This window comes from Pseudorhodoplanes sp., from assembly GCF_050250235.1.
GTDB lineage: Bacteria > Pseudomonadota > Alphaproteobacteria > Rhizobiales > Xanthobacteraceae > Pseudorhodoplanes.
Genome location: NZ_JBFWPA010000097.1, coordinates 1 through 24722, shown reverse-complemented (window position 1 = coordinate 24722; position 24722 = coordinate 1). Strand labels below are relative to the sequence as shown.

Annotated in this window: 28 protein-coding genes and 1 pseudogene; 23 read left to right on the top strand and 6 right to left on the bottom strand. The window is 52.8% G+C overall.

The window, feature by feature from the left end; translation table 11 throughout:
* From AB7F49_RS28665 to AB7F49_RS28650, 4 genes are all read left to right on the top strand, one after another.
* Positions 1 to 234, top strand: a 234-nt coding sequence (locus AB7F49_RS28665) for a hypothetical protein (protein WP_428528791.1), incomplete at its 5' end; no start/stop codon positions are given.
* A 99-nt stretch (positions 235 to 333) separates the two neighbouring features.
* The gene (locus AB7F49_RS28660) at positions 334 to 717 is read left to right on the top strand and encodes a helix-turn-helix transcriptional regulator (protein ID WP_428528789.1); all 384 of its coding nucleotides are present in this window, start codon (positions 334 to 336) and stop codon (positions 715 to 717) included.
* The gene (locus tag AB7F49_RS28655) at positions 714 to 1484 is read left to right on the top strand and encodes a hypothetical protein (protein ID WP_428528787.1); all 771 of its coding nucleotides are present in this window, start codon (positions 714 to 716) and stop codon (positions 1482 to 1484) included. The genes AB7F49_RS28660 and AB7F49_RS28655 overlap by 4 nt, the downstream gene beginning before the upstream one ends.
* Positions 1485 to 1699: 215 nt before the next feature.
* Entirely contained in the window at positions 1700 to 3409 is a 1710-nt protein-coding gene (locus AB7F49_RS28650; RefSeq protein WP_428528785.1) for a DUF927 domain-containing protein, read from the top strand.
* Between the two features lie 45 nt (positions 3410 to 3454).
* On the opposite strand, the gene AB7F49_RS28645 is transcribed toward AB7F49_RS28650, so the two are convergent.
* The 4 genes from AB7F49_RS28645 to AB7F49_RS28630 form a co-directional block, all read right to left on the bottom strand.
* Entirely contained in the window at positions 3455 to 3709 is a 255-nt protein-coding gene (locus tag AB7F49_RS28645) for a hypothetical protein (RefSeq protein ID WP_428528783.1), read from the bottom strand.
* Positions 3710 to 3761: 52 nt separating this feature from the next.
* Positions 3762 to 4286 carry a hypothetical protein gene (locus AB7F49_RS28640; RefSeq protein ID WP_428528781.1) on the bottom strand — a complete coding sequence of 175 codons (525 nt, stop codon included), beginning with the start codon at positions 4284 to 4286 and terminating at the stop codon, positions 3762 to 3764.
* A gap of 154 nt (positions 4287 to 4440) precedes the next feature.
* Entirely contained in the window at positions 4441 to 5454 is a 1014-nt protein-coding gene (locus tag AB7F49_RS28635) for a hypothetical protein (RefSeq protein WP_428528779.1), read from the bottom strand.
* Positions 5423 to 5995 carry a tyrosine-type recombinase/integrase gene (locus AB7F49_RS28630; protein WP_428528777.1) on the bottom strand — a complete coding sequence of 191 codons (573 nt, stop codon included), beginning with the start codon at positions 5993 to 5995 and terminating at the stop codon, positions 5423 to 5425. Before AB7F49_RS28630 ends, AB7F49_RS28635 begins: the two co-directional genes overlap by 32 nt.
* 200 nt (positions 5996 to 6195) lie before the next feature.
* On the opposite strand from AB7F49_RS28630, the gene AB7F49_RS28625 reads away from it, so the two are divergent.
* The 12 genes from AB7F49_RS28625 to AB7F49_RS28570 all read left to right on the top strand — a co-directional run bounded on the left by AB7F49_RS28625 (position 6196) and on the right by AB7F49_RS28570 (position 14587).
* Entirely contained in the window at positions 6196 to 6921 is a 726-nt protein-coding gene (locus tag AB7F49_RS28625) for a hypothetical protein (RefSeq protein ID WP_428528775.1), read from the top strand.
* 196 nt (positions 6922 to 7117) lie between these two features.
* Positions 7118 to 7336, top strand: coding sequence for a hypothetical protein (locus AB7F49_RS28620; RefSeq protein WP_428528773.1), 219 nt, complete (start codon positions 7118 to 7120; stop codon positions 7334 to 7336).
* An 18-nt stretch (positions 7337 to 7354) separates the two neighbouring features.
* Positions 7355 to 7654, top strand: coding sequence for a hypothetical protein (locus AB7F49_RS28615; protein ID WP_428528771.1), 300 nt, complete (start codon positions 7355 to 7357; stop codon positions 7652 to 7654).
* Between the two features lie 233 nt (positions 7655 to 7887).
* Positions 7888 to 8397: a hypothetical protein gene (locus tag AB7F49_RS28610; RefSeq protein ID WP_428528769.1), complete on the top strand. Its 510-nt coding sequence runs from the start codon at positions 7888 to 7890 to the stop codon at positions 8395 to 8397.
* 247 nt (positions 8398 to 8644) lie between these two features.
* Positions 8645 to 10129, top strand: coding sequence for a TM0106 family RecB-like putative nuclease (locus AB7F49_RS28605; RefSeq protein WP_428528767.1), 1485 nt, complete (start codon positions 8645 to 8647; stop codon positions 10127 to 10129).
* 545 nt (positions 10130 to 10674) lie between these two features.
* The gene (locus AB7F49_RS28600; RefSeq protein ID WP_428528765.1) at positions 10675 to 10797 is read left to right on the top strand and encodes a hypothetical protein; all 123 of its coding nucleotides are present in this window, start codon (positions 10675 to 10677) and stop codon (positions 10795 to 10797) included.
* Positions 10794 to 11384 carry a BrxE family protein gene (locus tag AB7F49_RS28595; protein WP_428528764.1) on the top strand — a complete coding sequence of 197 codons (591 nt, stop codon included), beginning with the start codon at positions 10794 to 10796 and terminating at the stop codon, positions 11382 to 11384. Before AB7F49_RS28600 ends, AB7F49_RS28595 begins: the two co-directional genes overlap by 4 nt.
* The gene (locus AB7F49_RS28590) at positions 11381 to 12151 is read left to right on the top strand and encodes a BrxA family protein (RefSeq protein ID WP_428528762.1); all 771 of its coding nucleotides are present in this window, start codon (positions 11381 to 11383) and stop codon (positions 12149 to 12151) included. Before AB7F49_RS28595 ends, AB7F49_RS28590 begins: the two co-directional genes overlap by 4 nt.
* Entirely contained in the window at positions 12148 to 12723 is a 576-nt protein-coding gene (locus tag AB7F49_RS28585) for a BREX protein BrxB domain-containing protein (RefSeq protein ID WP_428528760.1), read from the top strand. Before AB7F49_RS28590 ends, AB7F49_RS28585 begins: the two co-directional genes overlap by 4 nt.
* Positions 12724 to 12735: 12 nt before the next feature.
* Positions 12736 to 13230 carry an aldehyde dehydrogenase family protein gene (locus tag AB7F49_RS28580; RefSeq protein WP_428528758.1) on the top strand — a complete coding sequence of 165 codons (495 nt, stop codon included), beginning with the start codon at positions 12736 to 12738 and terminating at the stop codon, positions 13228 to 13230.
* 20 nt (positions 13231 to 13250) lie between these two features.
* A complete protein-coding gene (locus AB7F49_RS28575; RefSeq protein ID WP_428528756.1) occupies positions 13251 to 13550 on the top strand; it encodes a putative quinol monooxygenase in 300 nt (99 codons plus the stop codon).
* Entirely contained in the window at positions 13511 to 14587 is a 1077-nt protein-coding gene (locus AB7F49_RS28570; RefSeq protein WP_428528754.1) for an SDR family oxidoreductase, read from the top strand. The genes AB7F49_RS28575 and AB7F49_RS28570 overlap by 40 nt, the downstream gene beginning before the upstream one ends.
* Before the next feature lie 501 nt (positions 14588 to 15088).
* Here AB7F49_RS28570 and AB7F49_RS28565 read toward each other — a convergent pair.
* Both AB7F49_RS28565 and AB7F49_RS28560 read right to left on the bottom strand, forming a co-directional pair.
* Positions 15089 to 15555, bottom strand: a pseudogene (locus AB7F49_RS28565) (transposase); the annotation flags it as partial.
* A 166-nt stretch (positions 15556 to 15721) separates the two neighbouring features.
* Complete coding sequence (locus tag AB7F49_RS28560; protein ID WP_428528752.1) at positions 15722 to 16510, bottom strand: alpha/beta fold hydrolase; 789 nt, start codon at positions 16508 to 16510, stop codon at positions 15722 to 15724.
* A 533-nt stretch (positions 16511 to 17043) separates the two neighbouring features.
* Here AB7F49_RS28560 and AB7F49_RS28555 point away from each other — a divergent pair.
* From AB7F49_RS28555 to AB7F49_RS28525, 7 genes are all read left to right on the top strand, one after another.
* On the top strand, positions 17044 to 17679 hold the full coding sequence (locus AB7F49_RS28555; RefSeq protein WP_428528750.1) for a GntR family transcriptional regulator: 636 nt from the start codon (positions 17044 to 17046) through the stop codon (positions 17677 to 17679).
* Positions 17680 to 17705: 26 nt separating this feature from the next.
* Positions 17706 to 19238, top strand: coding sequence for an aldehyde dehydrogenase (locus tag AB7F49_RS28550; RefSeq protein ID WP_428528749.1), 1533 nt, complete (start codon positions 17706 to 17708; stop codon positions 19236 to 19238).
* A 72-nt stretch (positions 19239 to 19310) separates the two neighbouring features.
* Positions 19311 to 20567, top strand: a complete 1257-nt coding sequence (locus tag AB7F49_RS28545) for an amino acid ABC transporter substrate-binding protein (protein WP_428528747.1) — start codon at positions 19311 to 19313, stop codon at positions 20565 to 20567.
* A gap of 86 nt (positions 20568 to 20653) precedes the next feature.
* Positions 20654 to 21757, top strand: a complete 1104-nt coding sequence (locus AB7F49_RS28540) for an NAD(P)-dependent alcohol dehydrogenase (RefSeq protein ID WP_428528745.1) — start codon at positions 20654 to 20656, stop codon at positions 21755 to 21757.
* A gap of 236 nt (positions 21758 to 21993) precedes the next feature.
* Positions 21994 to 22869, top strand: coding sequence for a branched-chain amino acid ABC transporter permease (locus AB7F49_RS28535; RefSeq protein ID WP_428528743.1), 876 nt, complete (start codon positions 21994 to 21996; stop codon positions 22867 to 22869).
* A 4-nt stretch (positions 22870 to 22873) separates the two neighbouring features.
* The gene (locus tag AB7F49_RS28530) at positions 22874 to 23917 is read left to right on the top strand and encodes a branched-chain amino acid ABC transporter permease (protein ID WP_428528741.1); all 1044 of its coding nucleotides are present in this window, start codon (positions 22874 to 22876) and stop codon (positions 23915 to 23917) included.
* On the top strand, positions 23914 to 24648 hold the full coding sequence (locus AB7F49_RS28525; protein WP_428528739.1) for an ABC transporter ATP-binding protein: 735 nt from the start codon (positions 23914 to 23916) through the stop codon (positions 24646 to 24648). The genes AB7F49_RS28530 and AB7F49_RS28525 overlap by 4 nt, the downstream gene beginning before the upstream one ends.
* The last annotated feature ends 74 nt before the right edge of the window (positions 24649 to 24722 follow it).

Below are 24722 nucleotides of genomic sequence, written 5' to 3'. Positions count from 1 at the left end.
CGCAGCGTCTTTGGTCGCAGCGAGTCAGCTGCTCGGCGGACGAAGAAGAGATCGTCTCCACAAAGAGATCAAGCAAAAAAAGCAATATTGGAAGTTTGTCCGCTCCCTCTGCCAAGGTCTCTTGATAAAAAGCTGTATGCCGAAATTGAATTAAAGTTTGGCGCTGACAAATATCCTCCCTCTCGAAAGACAATTTCCCGCGCCTTGGCCGATCTGCACGACGACGAAAACTAGACAGACACGATGGACAGTTGTCATCGTGTCTCTATTTGGCCCGTGCAAGAGCCGATTTCTTCGCTAGGTTGATCGTGCGAGTCAGCCACGGAGAAGGTCATGCTTCGGATATTGTCGAAAGGCCAGCATGTAGCGGATGCATGCAAGGACCGATCTGTAGTCTCTCCACCAAGCAATCAGAGAGCCATCAATCAGACTGAAGAAGAGTTGCTGGGCATTCCGGCGTTGATGAAGCGGCTAGGTATCGGGCGCACGACGATATTCCTCCTCATTGAAGAGGGCCTGTTGGAAAAGGTTAAAATCGGGCGCCGAACTCTCGTAACCAAAAGCTCTGTCGATCGATACATCGACGATTTGAAGGTAGCGGCACGCACTCAGGAGCTCGCTGCAAATGCACGCTGCAAAGCGAACCTCCAGTCCGATGCGGTAGCCCCCACGTTGCCGTCTTCCCCACAATACCGTTACCGCAAGCCAGCACTATGATCGATAAACTGCAGCGCAAGCTGGCGCGTATTGGGCTCGATCGCTTCGAGACCGCTGCATATTGCGCCGATGAACAAGAGAAAATGATCGCGCGGCAAGAGCGGCATGGCCTGCACGTATCCCGGGCGGTCAAAAGGTGCACCTCGCGTGAATGCGGAAGAGAGGTGTGCGTTGACGGCTGCTGGTTTGCGTCAAGGACACATCGGGGGGAGACGATATTAGCGGGCCACGATCTCTTCAACGACCTCGATCTACCACTACTAGCGGTCTCCATCGTGCGCGAGACGTGGGTGGCAAAGCCAGGTGAGCTTGCCCTGTTTGATCATCAGGGGGCGCAAGTCTGGGTGAAGCGTCGTTTTGCAGAAACGAATGCGACGTGTGGGATTTTTTCGATTGAAGCAAGTTTGAATGCTGATCTCGACGGTCGCCGATACTGGTTGTTTGGAGTGCATGGGATTGTCGCTGGCGTTACAAAGGCCGACATCCATGAATCTTTGCGAATTCCCTCGACGGAGCATAGCCGCACACCAGTGAGGGTAGATCCAGTCAACAACCTCGCGAGGCAACTTGGTTACGCCCAAAAGAGATTTGTCCAGGAACGCCGTCAGTACCGGGCTGAGAACGGACAGCTGCGTCGGAAAAACTTTCCTCTGAGAAGCAGTGATCAGGCAGAGCATGATGCTTGGTTGCTTGGCCTAGAAGCCGGAGCACGAGCATTTCTGTTTCGCTGCCGACGGGATGGCAGCAAGTTGACTGTCATCAAATGATGGCTCGCCTCGAGGGTCGTTATCGCGGAATGGACAAAACTTGATGCAGAGCCGTCTACGACCGGGATTAAGCCCTTAAACCTGCGCTGAAGGGAATTTTGCCGGGAAAACTACATACAATCCAAGAGAGCCGAGTATCGACAACGCTTCGAAACTAATTTCATTGTGAGATTTGAGCTCAGCTCAAATCTCACTTCGACAACAGGAGAGCGATCTTGAAGCCGAAGAATAAGAACGAGCGGGATATGGACGATCTGGAAATTTCTGCGTTTTCCGTACTGGATGAACAATCCGGCGAACGGAAAATGGCTTTGATATTTCGTCGAACCAACGGTCGGCGAGATTGTCTGGTTACAAGCGAGGCCCTCAGTGAATCGCCAAAGCGTCTTCTGAAGCAGATTAATGATAAAGGCGCGGATTTGCCGAAATCATTAGATGCGCGCTTAGAATTGATCCGTCGCGCATGTGAGACCTACCAGCGGAAGGACTTGACTTTGGCTAAACAACCCGGCTTCAAAGGTCATGATGGTTTCGTGCTCGGTCGACGGCGAATTGGTACCGCAAAGAGTACCCATTTCGTGGACATACCGATCAGCCAAAAGGAAAAGTGCATTGGCAATGCGCGCGGCTCGCTGGAGTCCTGGCAGCTATCGATCGCTCGACCTGCGGGTTATTCCAGTAGCGCAGTTTTTGCAATCTTGTTGGCGTTGGCCGCTCCGCTGAAACGGTATGTTTCCGATCGACTCAAAGACAAGAAATCCGGTGATCTCGTTTCGGAAACGGCTACCTTTCTGTTTATCGGCGATAGCTCAACCGGAAAGTCGACCATCGGTCGTATCGCTGCGAGTACGATGGGTAACGCCGATCCCAGCCACTGGAATTTTACCCGCCGAAAACTTGAAGAATTGGCCGATCAGCACAATAACCTTCTCTTGATCCTCGATGACACTGAACGACATATCGAAGAAGGTGGAGTGAAGCTTTCACTCGCGCTGCGTCAGGTGAGTCAAGTTATTCCAGGTGGCGCGAGCAAGCAGATTTCTGAGTTTGCGCGGCAGTCTGGATTGTTGCCGGAACTCAAGTTCGAAACATGGGGGCTGGCATCAGGCATTGATAGCGAAACGCACCCTTTCTCGGGCAACGGTTGGCGCCCATCCCCCGGAGAAATGCACCGGTTAATCGTAATTCCAGTCCCAAGTGGCGGCATCTTCGACCGAAGCGAAACCGTAGAAGGATCGCAACGCTTAATCGCCGGACTCGAGCTTGCTCTGAAAAACTACTACGGAATGCCGATGCGCAAATGGCTGCAGTATCTCCTTGAGAAGAACCGCTCGCGCAGAATTTTGCGCTATCGGGACAAATTCGTGAATTTGGTTGGCGCATCTTCGAGCTACGATGTTCGCTTGGCGCGCAAATTTGGCGCTATCTATGCAGCTGGCCGCGAAGCGATCAGGGCGAAAATCGTTCCTTGGTCCCCGCAGATCGTAAAGGAGTCCGTGCGGGCTTGTTACGATGCCTCTCAAGGCTATCTGACTATGAGAAAGCATTCGGCTAACGACATGCACTCATCGGCTCGCGACCTCCGCGCTAAAGTGATCGAATGCCTCCGGAATGAGAATAAGTTTGTTCAAGCCGATAACGATAACGAGGTACGACTTAAGTCCGATCAGTTAGGTGTCGTAGCAACTTACAAAGATCGTAAGGTTTTCGCGATCCGTAATTCCGAGCTGGTTACCCTGTGTGGAGGGCGTCAAGCGGCGGAGCGAGTACTCAAGTTGTTTGAAAACGACGGTGTTCTTCTCAAGGCAAAAGGGGGAACAGTTTGCACGATCCAGCTGCCAGTCACTGTTTCGGATTCAAAAGGAAGAACGAAGCGGCCACGATTCCACCTCTTAAAATTCAAAGCCAGAAATCTTCCGGCGTAACACTGAGAAGCTTACCGCAACGATCTCGCTTCGCGGACAATTGCCTTAGAATCGATAAACATCCTCATGCTTGAACGATACCCGGATCAGGCGCTCGGCGTCTGGAGTACCGAAGTTGTTTTTGATGATGAGGAAGTGGAGCCATCCGTAGTCGCTGGGCCATTCTAGCTCCAAGTCCGTTTCCATCGATCCATCGTTCTTCAAGTAAAGATCGAACGTGATCAAGGTCCGCACAATAAGGTTGACCTTATCTAAACCGAGTGCTGCGATCTCTGGCGAGATAATCGCTGTCGTTTGCATGGTCTTCTCCTGGAAATGTGAGGGCCCCGATTGTTTGTCGGGGCCCTGCTGATCACGCGGCTTTGCCGGGGGCGGGGACGGCGGTCAAAGCGATTGCTTTAAGGTGCCTGACGAATAGCGGGTCGCGGGGATAGTCGAGCCACTTAAGGTGGAACATGTCGTTAGTGCGGTGAAGTACGAGCGCCTCGTACCACCCGTCAGCACGTGTATGTTGCGCGATCACAAGATCTCCGGCCTTGATGGCATCCCAACTTGACGCCATCTTGGGTTCGAGCTTGCCTTGTGCAAACGCAGAGGCTGTGTGGGCAGCCATGAGTTCGTTGTGGAGGGGAAGGGTTGCCGCGGGCGCGATATCGGGACCCGCCGCTGACAAATTTCCCCGCGGCAGGCGATTTGCCACTTTCCGAAGTTCGGGCGAACTGACCTCGATCACCGTGAAAGCGTGCTTTTCGGCAAGCTCTTTTGCCTTCTTGGCGTCCTCCGCCGAAAAGAGCGCCGCGCGGGGTCGTTCGCCCGTGGCCTGATGCAGGATGATGGGGAGGTGTGTGGATGGGCTCTTCGAGCTGTTCTTCTTCATGATGTTCTCCCAAATGCAGAAGGGCCCCGCGATGGAGCCGATCTCGAATGTGATTTTTGATGATTGCTCGCCGCCCGACGACACGTGTGTCAAAGCAGTCTGCAACTTAATATTATAGGAATAAAGTCATACTGTCAACTGCCCTGAATTTGCGCTATTTCGCGGGCTTTATCGGCTGACGGAAGCACAGATCAAATACGGCGCAATGCGCATGCCTGCAGCCCAGCCGATCATCGATGCGCCGCCCGTTGCAGAAATCGAGCTCAAGCTCGGCACAATACCGCCAGATCGCTTGCTGAACGAAGCGCGGAAAGTCGGGCGGGTAGCTGGGATTGAATTCTCTGGCATCGACGAGTGTCGCTATCTGGCGCAGAACATCCGAACAGCCGCCATTGAGATAGCATGCGGAGCCGTAAGGGTGCTCGGCTGCGAGATGCCGCAAAATGCCTGTTCTATGAAGAAAATTGTGAACCAGGGTATCGACGACGACCATCTGTGCTCCCACGGCGCCCCATCGGGGCCGGAAGCTAGAACAGGCTAGAAGCAGTCCGGAGAGGCCAAGGGCGGCAACCTTATCTGAAATGCCAAAGACCGCCCCTAAGCCAGCTGACAGCCGCGCAGCAGCCCATCGTGCAGAGGTGATGCAGGCGTTGGTATCGATCCATTGGACGAGATCGCCCTGGGCGACATCCCGGACGAACAGAAACAGACTTACAGCGGTCTGATTGAGCCTGCCGTTCCTTAGCGGGAAGAGAGGAACCGGGCAGCACGCTAGCTCCAGTTTGTTCATGCAGGAGCGTTTCGTTTTCTGGTAACCGCAGTCTACGAAGGTTGTGAATTCGGCGAGCTTTTCACAAGAACCAAGAGTGACCAGTGCCTGCTGAACGTCAAAGTAAGAGGTGGTGCCGTTCTTATCCATGTAGCGACCGGCCACATAGTCGGAGATGCCCTGATAGCTGACCGCTGCAAGCAGCCAGTCGAATAACTTGGCAGAATCACGCCGCCGGACGGCGCGGAGAACGCCTTCTTTGGTTAAGTTGGAGCGGGCAGTTTCAATAATGTCATGAGAGCCGGCATGGCGGCAGATTTCTCGGACGAGTTGGACAGGCCAGACCAACTCCGGCGCAATGATCGTTTCAGATGAGTGATACGAGACGTCGCTGCGCATCGCTGTCTCCATCGATATATCTTTGGGTAACTTCAATGGATCGATGTCCGGCGAGCATTTGCACATCACGAAGCGATCCACCCACTTTATGAATTTTTCTAGCTGCGCGTGTGATGAACGTACGCCGACCTGAATGCGACGAGCAGCCCTCGAACCCAAGCTCGCGGTATGCTTTTGCGAACCAGCAAACTACGCTTAAAGGCGTCATTGCTTGGTTTCGTTCGGAGCGAACAACTGGTCCTGAGGTGCCTTGTTGGGAAAGCTTGCGGAGCGCCTTTGAAAGATCCTTGTGGATGGGAATGGTTCTTCCGCTCCCCTTCTTGGCTATGCTGTCTTGGAGTGAAATGGCGTCAGCGATATTTCCCTGCGGGTCGAGGACCATTTCCCATTTTAGCTTTGCGATCTCGCCAGCACGCAGACCAGCTTTTACCGAAAGCAGGACTGCAACGGTGTTCCGTGCTGGGTAGCGTGTATGCTTTGCGTAGATAAGGAGCGAGCGTACTTGGTTGTCTGAAAGAGTTTTGGCCTGCTTACCGGCCATAGCCAAGTATCGCGCTCATGATTAGAATCTATAAAACTCGTCTTGCGACGTCAAACATACTAAGCTTTCGTAGAAAGTTAGTCAGTCGTTTCCAAAATTTTCGATCACTTCAGCCGTTGCAATGATCATGCTAATTGTTGCCTCGACGAGATTACCGACAAGAGTTTTTTCAAGCAATACATTTTAGGAAGGAAATTCGAATGCGCTCAATACTTCTTAGTATTATTGTGGCTGTTGCGTTTGCTACACCGGTATTTTCTCAACAACAACAACTGCCGTACGGATCTAGAGTCGGGATGAACGTCACGGTGGTGCGCTCAGGCGGAATTGGCAGCGAGATGGCTTATGCAGAAATTGCTCATACGCGCAAAAATGCAAGAGAGTTTTGTCGAAAGTATTTGAGCGATAATTCGCCGAAGTGCGTACGAAAAAATCTAGATATAGGCACAAAAGATAAAATTACCGCCAACTGTGCCAACGGAATCTTCTATGATGCCTTTGGTACGAGATTTCAATTTAGAGGCCTAAATTTTGGAAGATCAGATCATCTAGAAACCGAGTACATTATATTTGACTACATAGAGAACGCGCCTCTTTGTTCGGCGTCTGCCTGTGGGTATGAAGAGCGACTAATCGCTTTCTCATTTCTATGTCCAAATCGGGTTTTAGAATCGCAGGCGCGGAGAAAGGCCATAGCGATACTCATTGGAGATCCCTACGGTAAGACTGAGAAAGAAGTGAACGAGAAGATCGTGAAAGCGACCTTTTTTATCAATGGCTCAAGTTACTGCGGAAAAAGGGTTCCTAGTTGGGTGTTCTTAATTTCAGTCCCAGAAAGTGCCAATCAGAGTAAATTCGAAGGACCGCTCGTCATCGACGCTCGTTCAGGCGCCATGCTATGCGCAGGTCTTCCTTTTCTTGATTAAGAGCTGATTTACTCCCGTAGGAACTTAAAAACTGTCGGCTCATCGACGACGAAAGCGATAAATTTAAAGTGCTTCACCGTTTTGCAACTACTAAAGTTGAATTTTTAAATCCGTACTCAAGCCTAACGACCGAGGCTTGCTTCGCGGTCATTTCGGATTGCGGCGCAACTAGTATCGACCAAGTGAGAGCCAATCGGTGTTCTCGGGAATTGGACGCCGGCTTTATTGTTTAAAATTACTGTCCAGCGACGTCGTGAGCCTCATATTCCATAACTTTTGGGCGTTTCCCGCCGGGCGAGAGCAGATCAATCAGATGCTCCACCTGTTCAAGAACTTTTCGATTGTTGGAGGGCGTATAGTGCTCGCCGGAGTGGGTGCAGGAGCTATCTCGCTTGATGCGAAACGACGTCGATAGGTGAGCTTAAGGGATTAGATGACGGACCTAGACATCAGACTTTTCCAAATCCCCAACCGGATGGAAATCGTCGAGAATATGGATGTGAATACGCGAGCGCCAATGTCTTCTATGCAGCTGTGGGAAATTGATGGTCATCCGGTGGTTATTGCTCAGAATGGAGAAAGCCGAATTTACGCCGAAGAGAAGTGGATGAGCATGGATGCATGGGAATTGATTTCTGAAGGCATTCCCATGTCCTTCAAGATGTTCGAGGAAAAGTGGCCCGGACTTATTTCGGTTGAAGAGTATTTGGCGTCTTTCCGCGTCAACGAGTGATGGGCGGTTCGTTGGGTATTGGCGAAGTGCTACAAGCCGCAGCGTACTGGTTAGGAAAGTAAGAAAAGATAACAAGTGCTCGGATGCAACTGACGAGGTTTCGGCTCTTCTTAACAAGTAGTCGAATTCTGAGTTGCAGATTGTTCGCCAACGTCCGCCGGAAGCCGTCGGCGAGCTGTTGTCGCGATGAACGCAGTGATAGAAACCAGTGCATAGTCATCGGAGATAGCTACATGCACTACAGCGAAACATTACGCGACATGCTCGATCACACAGTCGACGTTCTCAAGAAGCGCCACAAGAAAGAAAAGGCTAGCACGCAGTTCTGGGAAGGCTATGTGTTGGCTAATTTACGAGTTGATGGATTTCTCATTGAAACGGAAATCAACGGCGTAAAGATTTATGACCTTCGCCCAGTGACACCGGAGGACGTGGAGCGTGCTAAGGGCTCCGCCGAGGCCAGCGAAATTCATCTGAACGCGGAGGTTTCCCTAGAGCCCGGAGTCTTGGAGTGGCTCAACTTTGGCGTTGAAGCATATCGACTCCACCATCCTAAGGAGAAGGCGAGCGATGAAGCGGTTGCGCAGTTGCTTTCCAAGGAAATGGAGGGAACGAAAGAATTAGTTCTGGAGGAGGGACAGTTGGGAAAGTTCGTTATGCGGCTGGGAACACAGTTTCCGAACGACGCTGCAAGGCGGCGGTTGGAGCTTCTGGTCAACGCGCCGAGGGATGTTAACAAGTGAGGTCCCTCATAACGCACAGCAGCATGCGATGGATGCTCTTTCCGATATGACGACTAGTCTAAGAGCCAATGAGTTCGCGCGACTGGTTATGAAATTGCAGAAAGCTAACAAGTCGGAGCAACTCGATAGGAAATTATAGAAAGCTATCGAGTTCATTTTTGCTGCGCATCACCGCATAAATAGTTGTCGACATGACTTATTTGCCTCCCTCGTTCGGCCAGTCAATACTGCTGCAGGGCCACTGCAGATGACGCCACTAACCGCATCCATATTGTATAACTACACTCAATGCCCGCGACGCGTCGGATTGGATCTGTTCGGCGATAACACTAAACGTGACCCGGTGAACCCGTTTATCAAACTGCTTTGGGAGCGTGGCTCGCTTTTCGAACGGGAGACCATCAACGGTACCTCCCAACCGTTTCTTGATCTTTCCGATCTCGAAGGCTTAGCGAAAGAAACTGCAACGCTTGAGGCAATGAGGCGTGGTGAGCCTTTAATCTACAACGGTCGCATAAGCGCGGGTCGACTCATTGGAGTACCGAATTTACTTCGTCGAGATGGCGACGGCTACGTGCCCGGTGACATCAAGGCCGGCAATGCTGAAGAAACGCCGTCCGATGACGAAGACGATGGGAAGCCCAAGAAACATTATGCAGTTCAGTTAGCAATCTATGTCGATATTCTCGAGCGACTCGGGCTTTCCGGCGGTCGCCGAGGATTTATCTGGGATGTGCGTGGTCGGGAGGCAATGTACGACCTGACATTGGGGCGAGGGCCAAAAACTCAAAACTCGATGTGGGCCGAGTACGAAATCACAAGAGACGAAGCCGCAGCAATTCTCGACAAAACGGCGATGCCCCTGGGTGCCTATACATCCGCATGCAAACTCTGTCACTGGCACACGTTTTGTACCGGCGAGCTGAGGAGCAGCGATGATCTCACGCTGATCCCTCAACTCGGGCGGTCACTTCGGGATGCAATGATCGGTACCGTTGCCAGTGTTGCTATCTTTGCCGACTCTAATGTTGAATCATTTATGGCTGGCAAGAAGAAAACCGTGTTCAAGGGTATCTCGGAAGAAAGGCTACGAAAATTTCACCGCCGCGCGATTCTGCTAACGACGAAAAACTCGAAGCCGGTTCTTACCGGCCCGTTTAGGCTTCCGGCGATGGATATGGAGTTGTTCTTTGATATCGAAGTCGATCCCATGCGTGACGTTTGTTATTTACACGGTATTGTCGAGCGCACTGCCGGCGACAACTCCACTGAGAAGTTCGTCTATTTCTTTGCAGAGACGGAGACGGATGAAGCGGAACGAGCCGCATTTGCGAGCGCCATCAATTATTTTCGAAGCAAGCCGAACGCGTCAATCTACTACTATTCGAAGTACGAGCGGACGCTCTATCGAAAACTGCAGCAGAAATTTCCCGATGTTTGTAACGCCGATGAGGTCGAACAACTGTTCGATCCTGCTAAGGCTATCGACCTTTATTATGACGTCGTAACGAAGATCACCGAGTGGCCTACCAATGATCAGTCACTGAAGACGTTGGCAAAGTTCCTGGGATTCAAATGGCGTGATACGCACCCATCGGGCGCAGCCTCAATCGAGTGGTTCGATCGATGGTGCAAGGAACGATCAACAGAGGTTCGTCAGCGCATTCTCGACTACAACGAGGATGATTGTCGCGCCACACGAATTCTTCTCGACGGGATTCGATCTATATGAGTTCGACTTAATTGCCTTTTGCAAAAAGGCTATCGAATCGATCTAGTTAGGAATGAGCAATTTATGCACCAGTCGCCGTGAGCCTCTTTGGAGGTATCGGTCGTCGTTCGCTAAACGCACGGCAGTGGCTACAGCAATATCTTTCAAGCGTTTTCGCTCGATCGAAAACTATTGCGACGAATTTCCTGTGTCGGTTATGGCAAGGGTCGGCATGACCCAGTGCCGTAGTATAAGAAAATGCCGGCCGCTGATCCGCCAAATGCTCACCCCCACGGATTGGGCCACGAACCCTAAAAAAGGGTTGGGCTCGCTCTTTTATTGGGTGAAGTCTTGGAATTTGGCGCCTACCAAGATACCAGCCCTGGGCCTGACCTTAGCTGATGGAAACGAAGTAGAGCCCATTTGTCGGTCGCATGGACCCCCAGGCGGTTTCAGAGATCAAGTTAAGGGCTATGCTCGGGATAAAAGAGGGTCGCCGTTGTCTTGAGCTCAGTGGCATCCCTCACAGAATCGCAGATAAATAGCAATTTCTCGAGGAGATTGCCGTGCGCCTGATTAATAATGTCAAGCTTGCCGCCATGGACGGGCAGGTCATGGCCTCGTCGCTCGCGGCGAAGGCCGTAGCGGAATGGTTGGCGCGCAACAAGTTGCGCGATCAGCCCGAATGACTTCGGTCTTGCTCCCCACAGGACTCGATAAGAATCTTGATTTTGAGTGGCTTCTCAAGATCCGGACGGTTGTCGCACGCATCGGAGAAATGGATCTCGCGAAGTGGTGGAATTCGAACGGCCAACTCGGGCCGCAGGGGGCATTCGTGTTGCGCCGTGGCTTGCCCCGGACTCATTACTTCGCGCAGACGCGTTCGGTCTGCATGGTCGCTGACGCGCGATGCGCGCAGATTTTCGATCCGCCCGGTTCCGTCACGCTTTGGCGGTTGACCGATGCAATCGATGAACGTCTCGATGTTCTCTGGGAAGGCTGGCTAGATGACGCCAGCAGTTGGCACCCGTTCTTCGAGCGAGTTGCCGGCCTGAAGTCGACGGACGTGTCACTCTCCCTCAAGGAATTCGGGTTGGTGACGGACGAGGAGATTGCGGCCAGGCGCAGTCTCAAGAAGGCGGCCGACGGCCGCTCGATACAAATCCCCGAATTGTTCGACGGCGGCCGGCAGACCATTGCCATGCTCGCGCTCGGTTTCGCCGCGGGCTCGCCGGGGAATCTCGTCATTCCGTATGCGCGCAGAGCTAACGCATGAAGCTTCGCCCCGAGTGGTCCCAACGGTTGCTGCGGAAAGGCGTTCTCGTATCGGAAACGTACGAGCTCTTCGCTGCATGGGACGACGCTCTGTCGGAAGACCAGAACCTGAGGTCGGCGCTCTCCGGGCGGTTCAAGACGGCTGGGTGGGAACGCGAGGTCAATGTTACGCTGCATCGGCGCCTACGGCATTTGGACCGCATCCGGCCACTGATCGCGCTCGCCAAGGGCGGCATGTCGATTCACGATTGGCGCGATTGCCTGCGGCTCTGGATTGGCGCGACCGAACAGCCATTACATGACTTCGCGACGGGCTGGCTGTTCGCGGAGCATGAAAAGGGCCGATATCAGCTCCGCACTGACGACATCCGCGCATTCTTCGACAAGGTTGCTGGAACACGCGGTCCGAACGCCAAGCCGTTTTCGAAGTATGGCAAGCTTCGCGCTGCACGTGACCTGCTCAAGATGGCTACCGATCTGGGCATGCTGGATGGCCATGGCCCGATAAAGACCATCGCATCGATCGCGATGAGCGATGATGTCACCATGTTCTACGCGCACATGATCGCCGATCTTGAGGGCAATGCCGCGAAGATGCCTGCAAGCCGCCTTTGGCGGATCGCTTATATGTCTCCTCCGGACGTGCATGTTGCGCTCCTACGGCTTCACCAGTTCAAGCGGTTAAACTATGAGGTCGCCGGCAATATCGTGCAGGTCGGGTTGCCTTTCGGAAGCGCACTCGAATGCGCCGAAAAGGTCGCAGCATGACGGACTTTGAAAAGCGTCTCCGCAACGATCTCGAACCGCTTCTCGCGTCCCCTGATCCCCGCGAGCGAATCAGCGCGTACCACGACATGCCCTATGCGCTGTTCCGTTATGACCCCGAACAGGAATTCTCCCTGCGGCGCGAGATCACGATGCTGACGACGCGGCTTACACAAAAGGGTAAGCGCATCACCCGTATTTCGCTTGCCCAATGCCTTCATGAAGCGATCACGTCACAGCGGCCATTGGAAGACTGGTATGAGGCCGAGCAGGCGGGCACGGTCGACGATACTGTTCAAACCATAACCAACATTCTGGAGGAGCGTGCACCTCTGGTCGATCTGGTGGCCAAGCGGATGCCGTCCAATCCCGATCCCCGCACCGATGTTGTCCTCATCAACAGGACCGGTGCGCTGTTCCCGATCTACCGCACGTTCTCGCTGCTCGAACAACTTAAGGGACGCGTTCTCGTCCCGACGATCCTCTTCTATCCCGGCGATCTCGATGGGGCGGCCGGGCTTCGCTTCATGGGCGCGCTCGATGCCGAGCATAACTACCGCCCCAAGATCTTCTAAAGGATCAGTGCAGTGGACAAGATCGCATCGATATTCGCAAACGACATATCTCGGCAGATCGAAGAGGCCGCCGCGCGCCGCGTCGAGCAATGGGTAAAGGAAGCGGTTTCCGGGGGCGCGAAACTTCTCGCGGGAGGCAAACGCGACGGTGCGGTGATGCAGCCAACCGTCCTTGCGTCAGTGAACGCCGGTATGAAAGTCGTGTGCGAGGAAGTATTCGGGCCCGTCATATCGATCATGCCTTATGACGACATCGATGCGGTGTTCGAAAACATAAGTGCGAGCCGTTTCGGACTTCAGTGCGGTTTGTTCACGCAATCCGCGCCGTTGGCGATCAAGGCGGTCAAGAAGCTTCGCACCGGCGGGATCATCGTGAACGGCACTTCGACATGGCGTCCGGATCAGTTGCCTTATGGCGGCGTGAAGGACAGCGGCATTGGGCGGGAGGGTCCGCGTTACGCAATTCGCGACATGACCGACGAGCGCCTCGTCGTCTTCAACTTCTGATTTCCTGGAGGTTACTGCCGGTGATCGTTCATACCGCGCACCTCGTCTGCAAGCCGGAACATATCGACGCGTTTCACGTGCGGCTGAGGCGTCATGCCACCACGACAAGGGAGCGAGAGCAGGGCTGCAAGCGTTTCGACATTCACCAGAATGCTGAAAATCCAGGTCTGTTCCTGCTCTACGAAATTTATGAAGACCAGGCAGCGCTCGACATACACCGCGCAAGTCCGCATTTCGTGGAGTTCAGAAAAGATACCGCCGATTGGGTGAGCGGGCGCACATGGTGGTTCTGGACCAAGTTAAGTGCTGCTTCGGCATGAAGTCCAGGGTCGCGCTGGTTGCTGGAGCAAGGGGCCATGTCGGCTCGCAGTTGACCGCGCTGCTTGCAGCAGACGAGAGCTGGCAAGTGCTTACGCTTGGGCGATCGGCCGGCGGCAGCGATCACATCTCGTCCGATTTGTTATCCGGCGATCTCGATGCAGCGCTTTCTCGAATTCCGCCTGTTACGCACATCTTTTATTGCGTTCGTGCTCCGCACAACGAGAGCGGACGGGAGAACGTCGCCGATAACCTTGCCATGCTGCAGCGGCTGGTGACCGCAGGCGAGAAAGCGAGTCCCGTTCTCGAACACATTCACATCGTGGAGGGCGGCAAATGGTACGGCGCGCACCTTGGGCCATACAAAACGCCGGCCGAGGAAGACGATCCGCGGCACCAGGGCGAGAACTTCTATCACGCACAGGAAGACTGGCTACGTGAGAAACAGCCGCGCGCGGAGTGGTCATGGTCCGCGTCCCGGCCCAGTTTTGTGTGTAGCGTTACGCCCGGGCAGGGCCGGAATATGGTCTCGACCCTTGGCGCTTATGCCGTCCTTTGCCGCGAACTAAACATTCCGTTTGATTTTCCCGGCACGGAGCGGAGTTTTCATTCGCTCACCGAGATCACGGACAGCGGGTTGCTGGCGCGTGCGATAGTGTTTCTCGCAACCGAACCGGCGGCCCGAAATCAAGCCTTCAACGTCACCAATGGCGACTGGTTTCGCTGGTCTGAAATATGGGATGAGTTGGCGGATTATTTCGGCGCGGTGAGGGGCTCGTGCCGGCCATCGCCAATGAAAGTTTGGGCGGAAGACAAGGAGCCGGTGTGGCAGGCCATCGTCGCGAGATATGGATTGAACCCGCTCAAACTCTCGCAGATCGCGAACTGGGGGTTTGCGGATTTCTTCATAGGTCAAGATTACGACGTGGCTTCGAGCGTCGATAAGATACGAGAATGCGGATTTCAGAATCGCTGCGATAGCCGAAGCGAGATACTAATGATTCTCAAAAAATATCGTGAGTTAAGGCTGCTACCGTAATAATGAGCGCTACGCTCTATTTGCATATCAAACTAGATTCTTACGACCGCGATGCATTCACGTTACGATGGATTGTTCGAGGTTGATATTTTAATCCTCGAAGCAGCTAACTAAGAATAGCGCTTTTCAACTTCGAATACCGAGTTGAAAATTCGTGGGATTCGATACCGCCAATGTTTCGCCAACGATATCCGCGTAAGAACGTCAAAAATCGCGATCCAAAGAGCCAAATTCGTCTGCGTTTTCAACGTCGTTCGACATATCGTCTGCGCTCATAACGATCTGGTTGCAGGTTCGAGTCCTGCCGGGCCCACCAACTTTCCCTGCGGTGTCAGCTCCTTTTTGGAGAGTGGAATCGCTCGGCGTGTTTTCCGCCAATGATACCACGAATGATTGGCCGCGCCGGTAGCCAGTCGTATTCGCGGCTTCGCGCAAATGGTCGGAGTGATGGTGACCATAAACGCTCTCGAGCGTCGCCTGTGTCATGCCGAGAAAGCCGCTGGCCCCACGCAGCAGCGCCGTGATCCGGCGATAGCCATAGCGGCCATACTGGCGGGCAAGCGCGATGACGTCGGCAGTCAGAATGGCCTCGTCATCGGGCGCCTTCGGAAGCTTGCGCTGCGTGGAACGATGCTGCCCCAAAGCCCGGCATGCCCGTCTCTCGGAGATATCAAGCTCAGATACAATGTGATCGACGCAGGCGCGGCGGCGCGAGGGGCTTAGAAGTTTCCCTTGGCGGCCTCAGTAAGAATGAGCTTGTCCAGCGTCAGGTCCAACACTGCCCGACGAAGACGGCCGTTCTCTGCCTCCAGCTCCTTGAGCCGCTTCATCTGATCACCCTTCAGACCGCCGTACTCATTGCGCCAGCGATAGTAAGTAACCTCCGCCACGTCTATCCTTTGTACTGCGTTAGTAATAGTTCGACCCTGTGCCATCAGCACATCGACCTGCCGCAGCTTCGCGACGATCTCTTCCGCCGTATGCTACTTCCTCGCCATCGATCCAACCCTTCACCCTCAAAACTATGCCTCAGGGAAGGCCTCCTCAGTGGAGGCAGATCAGTGCTTAGTGTCAATTGAAGCGAATTACCTCACAAAAAGCCGACAGCCACTCTTCTGAGACAAGGTCGAGCGATCAATGTTTCTGTAGGCCGAGGAAGTTCGCAACAGCATTGACGAAATCGTCCGGTGCTTGAGCCATCGGAGCGTGCCCTATGCCAGGTAACTCGATTAATTTAGACCCCTTGATCGCTGCTACTAGTTCGTGAGCCATTGTAGGTGGGGTTGCCGCGTCGCATTCACCAACAACAATGAGTGTTGGATTGACAATCCGGCTAACTAAATCGCTCAGGTCGAGCTTAGCGAGTGCCTCGCAGGCCTCGGCGAAAAGCGTTGGACGAGTCTTTAAGAAGCGCGCTCGCCGATTCATAAGAATATTTGGATTCTCTGCGATAAAATTATCGGGAAATAGGCGCTTCATCGCAATATCAACTACGCTTTCCATGCCTTCCTTACGTGCAAGCTCTGCCATTTTTAGAAATGCATTACGGCCCTGTTCAGTGAAGCCCATGCCAGTACCTGCCAACACCAGCTTGTCGAACTTATCGCCATGACGAATGGCGAGCATGCTGGCAATAAAACCACCAAGTCCATTGCCAAGCACGTCAGTTTCCGTGCCCAAGTTCAGGGCGGTGAAGATACCCGCTAGCCGATCGGCAATTGCGACAAGTGATGTGCCGGCTGAAGACGACCCGCCGAAACCTGGTAGGTCCGGCACGATAACACGGCGATTGCGAGCGAAGACTGGCACCACTTGATCGAAGACGGATCGATCGGCCAGGAGCGAATGCAGCAGCAGCAAAGGCTTGCCGCTGCCTTGCTCAATTACGTCAATGGCTTCGCTGTTCACCCTAATTACCGTCATTCTAGGCTCCGTCGGCTGTTGTGGTTCTCGGTGTGCTGGTGTGCTCATAAAGCCAGCGCTGAAAAGGTGGCGCGCAGCTGGCCCTCTTAAGTCTCAATGTTGATGACTTGGATTTTCATCCACCCAGCATGTTGCCGTGTCGTGGCATGCAAAGTGTCAGGCCTCCTTTGATCCAACGTTTGCCGACCGTGATTAGTCCGGAGGGCTCTCTGAAATCGTTCATGACGGGATTGCCCGTGTTTAGCAGGGGCATTTGCATGAGGTGGCCATCATCAATTGAGGAAAAGGCCGCCCCCATTGATACATCAATAATGTAATTGGTCATACGTTATAATATACTATAAATACTAGTATTATCATTTTTTACCATATCAGAAAAACGAATTTTACGGCGCATTATGGAATTTATATCGATATAATAGCGAATTTATAATCAAAATAGGCTCCCGATCGATAGGTTAGTCCATATTTTATTATTGACGTGATATCTTACAAAGTATAAATAACAAAAATATTCAACTTGGCTTTGATGCATGAAGCGCTCTGAAATTCACGCCGTACTGCGCCGAGACCTTCTTGATTGTGCGCTGCCGCCCGGAACCGAATTGCGGGAACAGGAGCTCGCTCAGCGTTTTGAGGTCAGTAAGTCGCCAGTCCGGGAGGCGCTTCAGGATTTGGTTCGCGACGGACTTGTGGTTGTGACGCCTCGACAGGGCTATCGGGCGTCGTCGGTCTCGATGTCCGATGCGCACGACATGTTCGCGTTTCGACATGTATTGGAGGTCGCCGGTATCGCCGAATCTGTAAAGTTAGCGAGCGACGCTGATCTTGCGCGCCTCGATCGCTTTCGTGCTTTCAGTGAGGACGGTTGGCGCGACTTCGTTGACTACAATTGTGAATTCCACTGCGAATTGGCGCGCTGCTCCGGCAATGGCCGAATGAGTAAGGCGACTTGCGACCTCATCGAAGAGATGGACCGGCTTGTCCGGTTGAGTGTCAGCGTCGTCAGGGGGCGGGATCCGCAAAAGCTAGTGGAAGAGCACGGGCAAATAATTGATGCGGTTCAGGCGCGTAATGCCAGAACGGCTGTCGCGCTACTGAAGGCGCATATGTCTGCCGCTGAGCGGCGCTATATCACCGCGCTCGAATGGGCTGCAGTTAAAGCCTGAAGTCAGTTGGTAGATTGGGGAAGAACATGTCAATCGCAGTCCAGTCGCTCATGCAGCCGGAAATTAAGACGCACGGTCTTTACATTGACGGGCGTGAAGTGCCGGCGATTAATCCTGAGCTTATTGACGTCCTCAATCCAGCGAACGGTCTCGTTTTAGCAAGAATTGCTCACGCCAAAGCTGCGGATGTTGACAAGGCTGTAAAGAGTGCGCGCAAAGCATTCCAAAGCCGCGAGTGGGGAGGCATGAGCATCCGCACCCGTGCGAAACTGGTAAATCGTCTTGCTGATGCCTTCGATGCCAATATGGATGAGCTCTATCATCTTGAAACGCTCAACAATGGTCGCCCGCTAAATGAAACCAGAGCGCAGTTGCGGCGATTGCCAGATTTTTTTCGCTATAATGCGGGTCTTGCGCTGGCGCGACGTGATGCGGTTATTCCTGTTGAGGGTGACTATTTAAATTACACGCTCCGTCAGCCGATTGGTGTCGTCGGCAATTGCACGCCGTTTAATCATCCACTCATGATCATGTGTAAAAGTTTGGCGCCAGTTTTTGCTTCTGGTTGCGCCACTGTCGTTAAGCCATCCGAATATACTCCGCTAACTACGCTTGCGCTTGCGCGGATATTCTCGGAAGCTGGTCTGCCTGATGGGGTGTTCAATGTTGTAACAGGACTTGGCGTTTCGACAGGTAAAGCGCTTTGCGAGCATCCTGATCTCAACAAGCTAGTACTTACCGGTGGTACTGAGGCTGGACAGCTCGCCGGTGCTCAAGCCGGGCGTAACTTCGCTCATCAAACGTTGGAGCTCGGTGGTAAGACGCCGGTGCTTGTTTTCCCTGATTTCGATGTCGATCAGGCGGTAAACTATGCAGCATTCGGAGCTTTTATTGGCGCGGGCCAGACTTGTGTCTGTGGTAGTCGCCACATCGTTCATCGAGACATCTACAATGAGTTTGTAGAAAAGCTAGCTGTTAAGGCTGAGGCAATTCGTATTGGCGATCCGACAAAGCCCGATACACAGCTTGGTCCCGTCATCTCTGAAAAGCAGCGAAATCGCGTTCTCCAATATGTTCAGTATGGGCTCGAGGAAGGTGCTCGACTGGTGGCTGGTGGCGAGGTGCCGCCGTCTTTGGTCAACAGTGGAGGCTTCTTCGTTCAGCCGACAGTCTTCGCAGATGTAACGGCCTCAATGAGAATATTTCAGGAAGAAGTTTTTGGTCCCTTTACGTCCGTTACGCCATTTTCAACGGAGGAGGAGGCGATCGCGCTCGCAAACAACTCGCCATTCGGGTTGGCAGCAGCAGTTCGTACCAAAGATATCGCACTAGCTCATCGTGTAGCAGCAGCTATTCACTGCGGTCTAGTTTGGATCAACGACCATCACCGCCTAGATCCGGCTTCACCCTGGGGTGGCGTTAAGCTTTCGGGCATCGGTCGAGAGTTTGGATCAGAGTCCTTCAACGACCATTTCGAGACAAAGAGCGTCATGGTGAACACCGCCAGCCAATCCTTCGATTGGTATGAGAATACTTCAGGTCAGCCGCGGTTGAACTGACGTGATCTGACTAGTGACAGCTGTTCTGCGCCATCAGAGCCAAACTAGAAAATCAATCGTAGGGAGGACGTTATGAAAAGAATAGGAAAGCAATTTCGAAATCTGTTGCCGCGCTTGTTCGCTTTGATTGCGTTTGCATTCCTGGCAACGCAGGTAGAGACGAAAGCCGCCGAACCTATAAAGATCGGCTTTGGTGTTTCGCTAACCGGTGGGCTTGCACCGTCGGGCAAGGCGCACCTTCTCGCGATTCAGATTTGGGCCGAAGAGATTAATGCCAAGGGCGGATTGCTTGGAAGGCCAGTCCAAATAATCTATTACGATGATCAAACGAACCCAGCAAATGTGCCGGGTATCTATGCCAAGCTTATCGACGTGGACAAGGTTGATCTCCTTGTGGGACATGCGACCAACTTGATCGTCGCAGCCATGCCGATAATCATCGATAAGAAAAAGCTAGTAATGTCCTTGCTAGCTTACGCCTCAAACGCCCAGTTAAAGTATCCGCGCTATTTTATGAGCGCTCCGTGGGGCAATGACTATGCAGAGATATCAAAGAATTTTTTTGAGGTTGCTAGTACCGTTCAGCCTCGACCCAAGACCGTTGCGCTGGTAGGTGCTGATGCCGAATTTTCCAACAACGTTCTTACGGGTGCTCGCGCGATAGCGTCAAAATACAATCTTAAGATTGTTTATGATCGCCTCTATCCGCCCTCGACGGTAGATTTCACGCCAATCGTACGCTCTATTGCCGCGGCCAAGCCTGATATCGTTCTCGTCGCGTCTTATCCTGTCGATTCAATTGGCATGGTACGAGCAGCGATAGAAACCGGACTGAAGGTTTCGCTCTTCGGCGGAGCGATGGTTGGGATGCAATATGCCTCCTTCATGGGGCAGCTTTCAGATAAACTCAATGGGTTGGTCAATTATCATTTCTATGTTCCAGCTCCGACTCTGAAATTTCCAGGCATCGAAGGATTTCTCGCGAAGTACCAGGCTCGGGCCTCGGGTTCGGGAACAGATCCGCTGGGATTTTATCAGCCTCCTTTTACCTACGCTGCGATGCAGGTTCTTGAGCAGGCGATCACGGCAACTAACAGCATTAACAACGATTTGCTCGCTAAGCATATTCACGAGAACGAGTTTCAGACGATCGTCGGAAAAATTCGTTTCGATGAATATGGCGAGTGGGTCAAACCCCGGCTGCTTATGGTGCAGTTCCAGAATGTTCAAGGCGCCGGGCTTGAGCAGTATCTGACTGGTGGTCGGCAGATCGTAGTGTATCCGCCGGAGTACAGATCGGGAGATCTTAAGTACCCGTTCTCGAAGTAAGCTAGTTGAAGCGTGTCTCTCGAGTAATTTACCAAAATGTTGCTGCCTTGCGTGAGCAGGGCAGCAGCTACCTTGGAGAGTATTAGATGCAAGTTACTGCTGCTGTCGTGCAAGAAAAGTCCGCGCCGTTTGTAATAGAACGTCTCGAACTGACAGACCCTCGCCCTGATGAAGTATTGGTTCGAATTGTGGCTAGCGGCATGTGTCAGACCGACCTGCATGGACGAGATTCCTATTACAACACTCCTTTCCCTGCTGTATTTGGACACGAAGGTGCAGGAGTAGTCGAAGCCATAGGCAGTCAAGTAACGCGTGTTGAAGTCGGTGACCACGTCATTATCTCATTCCCCTGGTGTGGAACCTGCCCAAACTGCCGACGCCACATGCCGGCTGATTGCCAAAGTTCGCTTGACCTGAAATTCAGCGGTGCAAGACCAGACGGCTCTACACTTTTGAATAAAGGCGGCACTCCCATCTACAGCGCTTTTTTTCAACAATCGTCTTTTGCAACGTTTGCAATAGCCAATGAACTCTTTGTGGTGAAGACGAGGAAAGACGCGCCCTTAGAAATTCTCGGACCTCTAGCATGCAGCGGTCAGACAGGAGCCGGGGCCGTTTTTAATACGATGCGGCCACGGCAAGGTGAAGCGTTGGCAATTTTCGGAGTTGGCGCGGTCGGCTTATCGGGTCTGATGGCGGCGAAGATTGCCGGTTGTGATCCCATTATTGCTGTTGATGTTCATGAGAAGCGATTGAGCTTAGCTCAAGAGTTGGGGGCAACTCATACGATCAATCACACAGGTCGTAAGAGTGTTGTCGAAGAAATTCGGAAGATCACGGGAGGTGGCGTGCGGTTCTCTCTAGAGGCCTCGGCTCTTCCGGACATTCTTCGAGAGTCTGTTGAATGTCTTATGCCTGCGGGTACCTCTGTTTTGGTAGGTAGCGCACGTGCGGGTACGGAAGTGTCGCTAGAGATGCCGTTTCTCCAGCTCGGCCGAAAGGTGCACGGAGTAATGCAGGGGGAGAGTAACCCGATAGAATTTATCCCTACGTTGGTTGACTATGTGATGGACGGACGAATGCCATTGGAGCGGCTAATTACATTCTACCCGCTGGCGGACATTAACAAAGCGGCGGACGATTCCTCCAATGGAAGGACCATCAAGCCGGTGCTGCGAATGCCAAGCTAGCGACTGGTGTGTTCCAGCATTGCTTGGTTTGAGGAATTTGGAAGCGCTTTGCGTGCATCCGATGTGGGTAGACACGCAAAGGAGTTGGAAGTGCTAGTGACCGCCAACGGTGAAACAATAGTAGTGCAGCTGGCGCCAAGGTCGCGATTTGGATCAGTCTGATGTTAGCGGTGTTAGAAATTGATCGTGCGCAAGCAATACTTGGTGCGATCATGAACTGGAGCCAGGAGTAAGCAATGGAGTTTCCTGTCGAGCTTTTTATCAATGCGTTGCTCGCTGGCATCCTGCTAGGCGGCTTCTATGCGGTAGTGACTGTCGGAATCTCAATCTCATTCGGCATTCTCGATATCGTCAATATAGCGCATCCTGCTTTCATCGTCCTCGGCTCCTATATCGCCTATATTGTCAATCAGCGACTTGGCGTAGACCCAATCCTGACTGCGATCATCGTGTTGCCAATCTTCTATGCGCTCGGGTCGGTGGTCTATCAGGTGTACTATCTGTCGTTTGAAAAGTACGGCCAAGAAGCGCTGCGAGGTCTTACCTTCTTTTTCGGTTTGCTATTTGTAACCGAAGTGTTGCTGATTCTGGTTTTCGGTGTGGATTACCGCTATGTGCAAGCGGATTACATTCAGACAGTTTTGCGTTTCGGATTTTTCGATCTTCCGTTGCGTATGGTTTTGCCATTTATCGTTTCGATCCTATTGCTGATTGGGCTGCAGGTCTTTTTGAGTAAGACCTTTACCGGTCGAGCAATTATGGCGGTGGCGCAAGATCAGCTCGCACTGTCGCTAATGGCTGCGAACCCAATTCGCATCAAACGAATTGCGTTTGCGATTTCGATCGCGACAGCTGCCATTGCCGGCGCGTTGCTGATTGTTATTCAGCCAGTTGAGCCTTCATTGGGCCGTGAATATATCGGCCGCGTCTTTGCAATCTGCGTTCTGGGAGGAATGGGTAGTTTGCCAGGTACAGTCATCGCGGCATTGTTGCTGGGTATCGTAGAAAGTATCACGTCGACATTCTACGGCCCGTCATGGGCGCCGGCGGTTGCGTTTGGATTCCTCCTGATAACGTTGGCTTTCCGGCCCGCCGGACTTTTGGGACGTTGAGAAAATGCGTACTTGGCGATTTTCACTTATCTTACTTGGTGTCGCGCTTGTGATTTTTTTTGGCGCACGCCTTTTGCAAAACGATTATCTGTTCTTTGCAGGCTATGTTGTGTTGCAATTCATTGTGCTGGCGACGGCATGGAATATGCTCGGCGGCTATTGTGGTTATGTCAATTTCGGCTCGGCAGCTTTTTTTGCGGTTGGAGCCTATAGCACTGTAGCAATGAATAAGCTGCCAGCCTTCGTCAAAAGTAGCCTGCCGGAGGGCCTTGCTGACTTTATTTTGGCGATCGCTCCACACTCGTTGCCCGCATTGGTAATCCTTGGCGGTGTCGTTTCAGGACTAGTCGGTCTTGGTACAGGTTATCTGACACTGCGTCTGCGCGGTGTATTCTTCTCCATTGCCACACTAGCCCTTGCAGTCGTGCTGCAAACACTGATCGTCAATTGGGATTTCGTTGGCGGTTCGCGCGGCGCTTACGTGATACGCCCTGCCACCGTATCGCTGATGAACATTAGCTATATCGAATATCTGTTCCTAATAATGCTCGTACTTGTTGTGATCGTTCTCACCGCGGCACGTGCGATCGAGCGCTCGCGGCTTGGCTATGGCTTTGCCACGATCCGTGATGACGAACAGGCTGCGGAAGCGTGTGGTGTTCCGACCTTGCGACTCAAGCTGGTGGCTACGACGTTAAGCGGCGCCTTCATGGGCATGGCAGGCGCGCCTTTTCCTTACTACATAGGGTATTTGGAACCGCACTCAGCTTTCGGACTCGCTTATGCGGTCAACGCGATTGCCATGCCGATGATCGGCGGGACAACGAGTTGGGTCGGCCCGTTGGTCGGTGCGGTATTGCTCGGTACTCTGCAGCAGGTTGCGTCGGTAACAATTTCTTCGGCGGTAAGCCTGCTTATCGTTGGCCTGTTGCTTGTATTCTTCGTTATCGTAGCTCCTAACGGCATCATTGGCCTATGGCATAAATATTTCCTGAATAAGAGCCTTGATATTCGCGAACGCAAACGAAAAGTAGAGAGCGTTTTATGAATCAGCCGCTTCTTCAGGTTCATAGTCTCAGCAAGCGCTTCGATGGGTTTGTTGCTCTAGACAATGTTAGTTTCAGCCTCGCGCGCGGTGAACGATTAGGACTGATTGGGCCTAACGGGTCGGGCAAAAGCACGATGGTGAACTGTCTGTGCGGAGCACTGCATAATGAGGGTGGCAGTGTGCATTTTGATGGCGTTCCCGTAAATGGACTGCATGCACACCAGCGCACACGTCTTGGCATGGCCCGTAGCTTTCAGCTGCCGCGCCCGTTTCACACACTCACCGTGGCCGAGAATCTTCGGGTTCCCTTGCTCTACACGGTTAATGCGCGGCTCCGTGCATCGTTGTCGGACGAGGAAATCGAGGAGCGTTGTCACGAACTGCTCGGACTTGTTTCGCTCGATCATAAGGCGCACAGAATTCCGCGAGACTTGACCCAGGTTGAGATGCGTAAGCTGGAATTAGCGCGAGCGCTAGCAGCCGATCCGAAGCTTTTGATTGCGGATGAGGCGATGGCGGGTCTCTCACAGTCTGAGGTCAAGGATATTGTAGCGCTACTTATTCAGCTTAACGAGCGTGGCATTACAATTATTCTTATTGAACACATCATGTCGGCGGTGATGAGCTTCTCGCAGCGTCTGGTGGTGCTCGTCTCCGGCAAGAAAGTTGCCGACGGTGATCCGAACGACGTCATACGTAACCCTGAGGTCGAGAGGGCGTATCTTGGGTAACAGTTTGTCTATCGAGAACATTCACGCAAGTTACGGCGCCGTGCGGGTCATCGAAAATGTCTCGATGGAAGTCG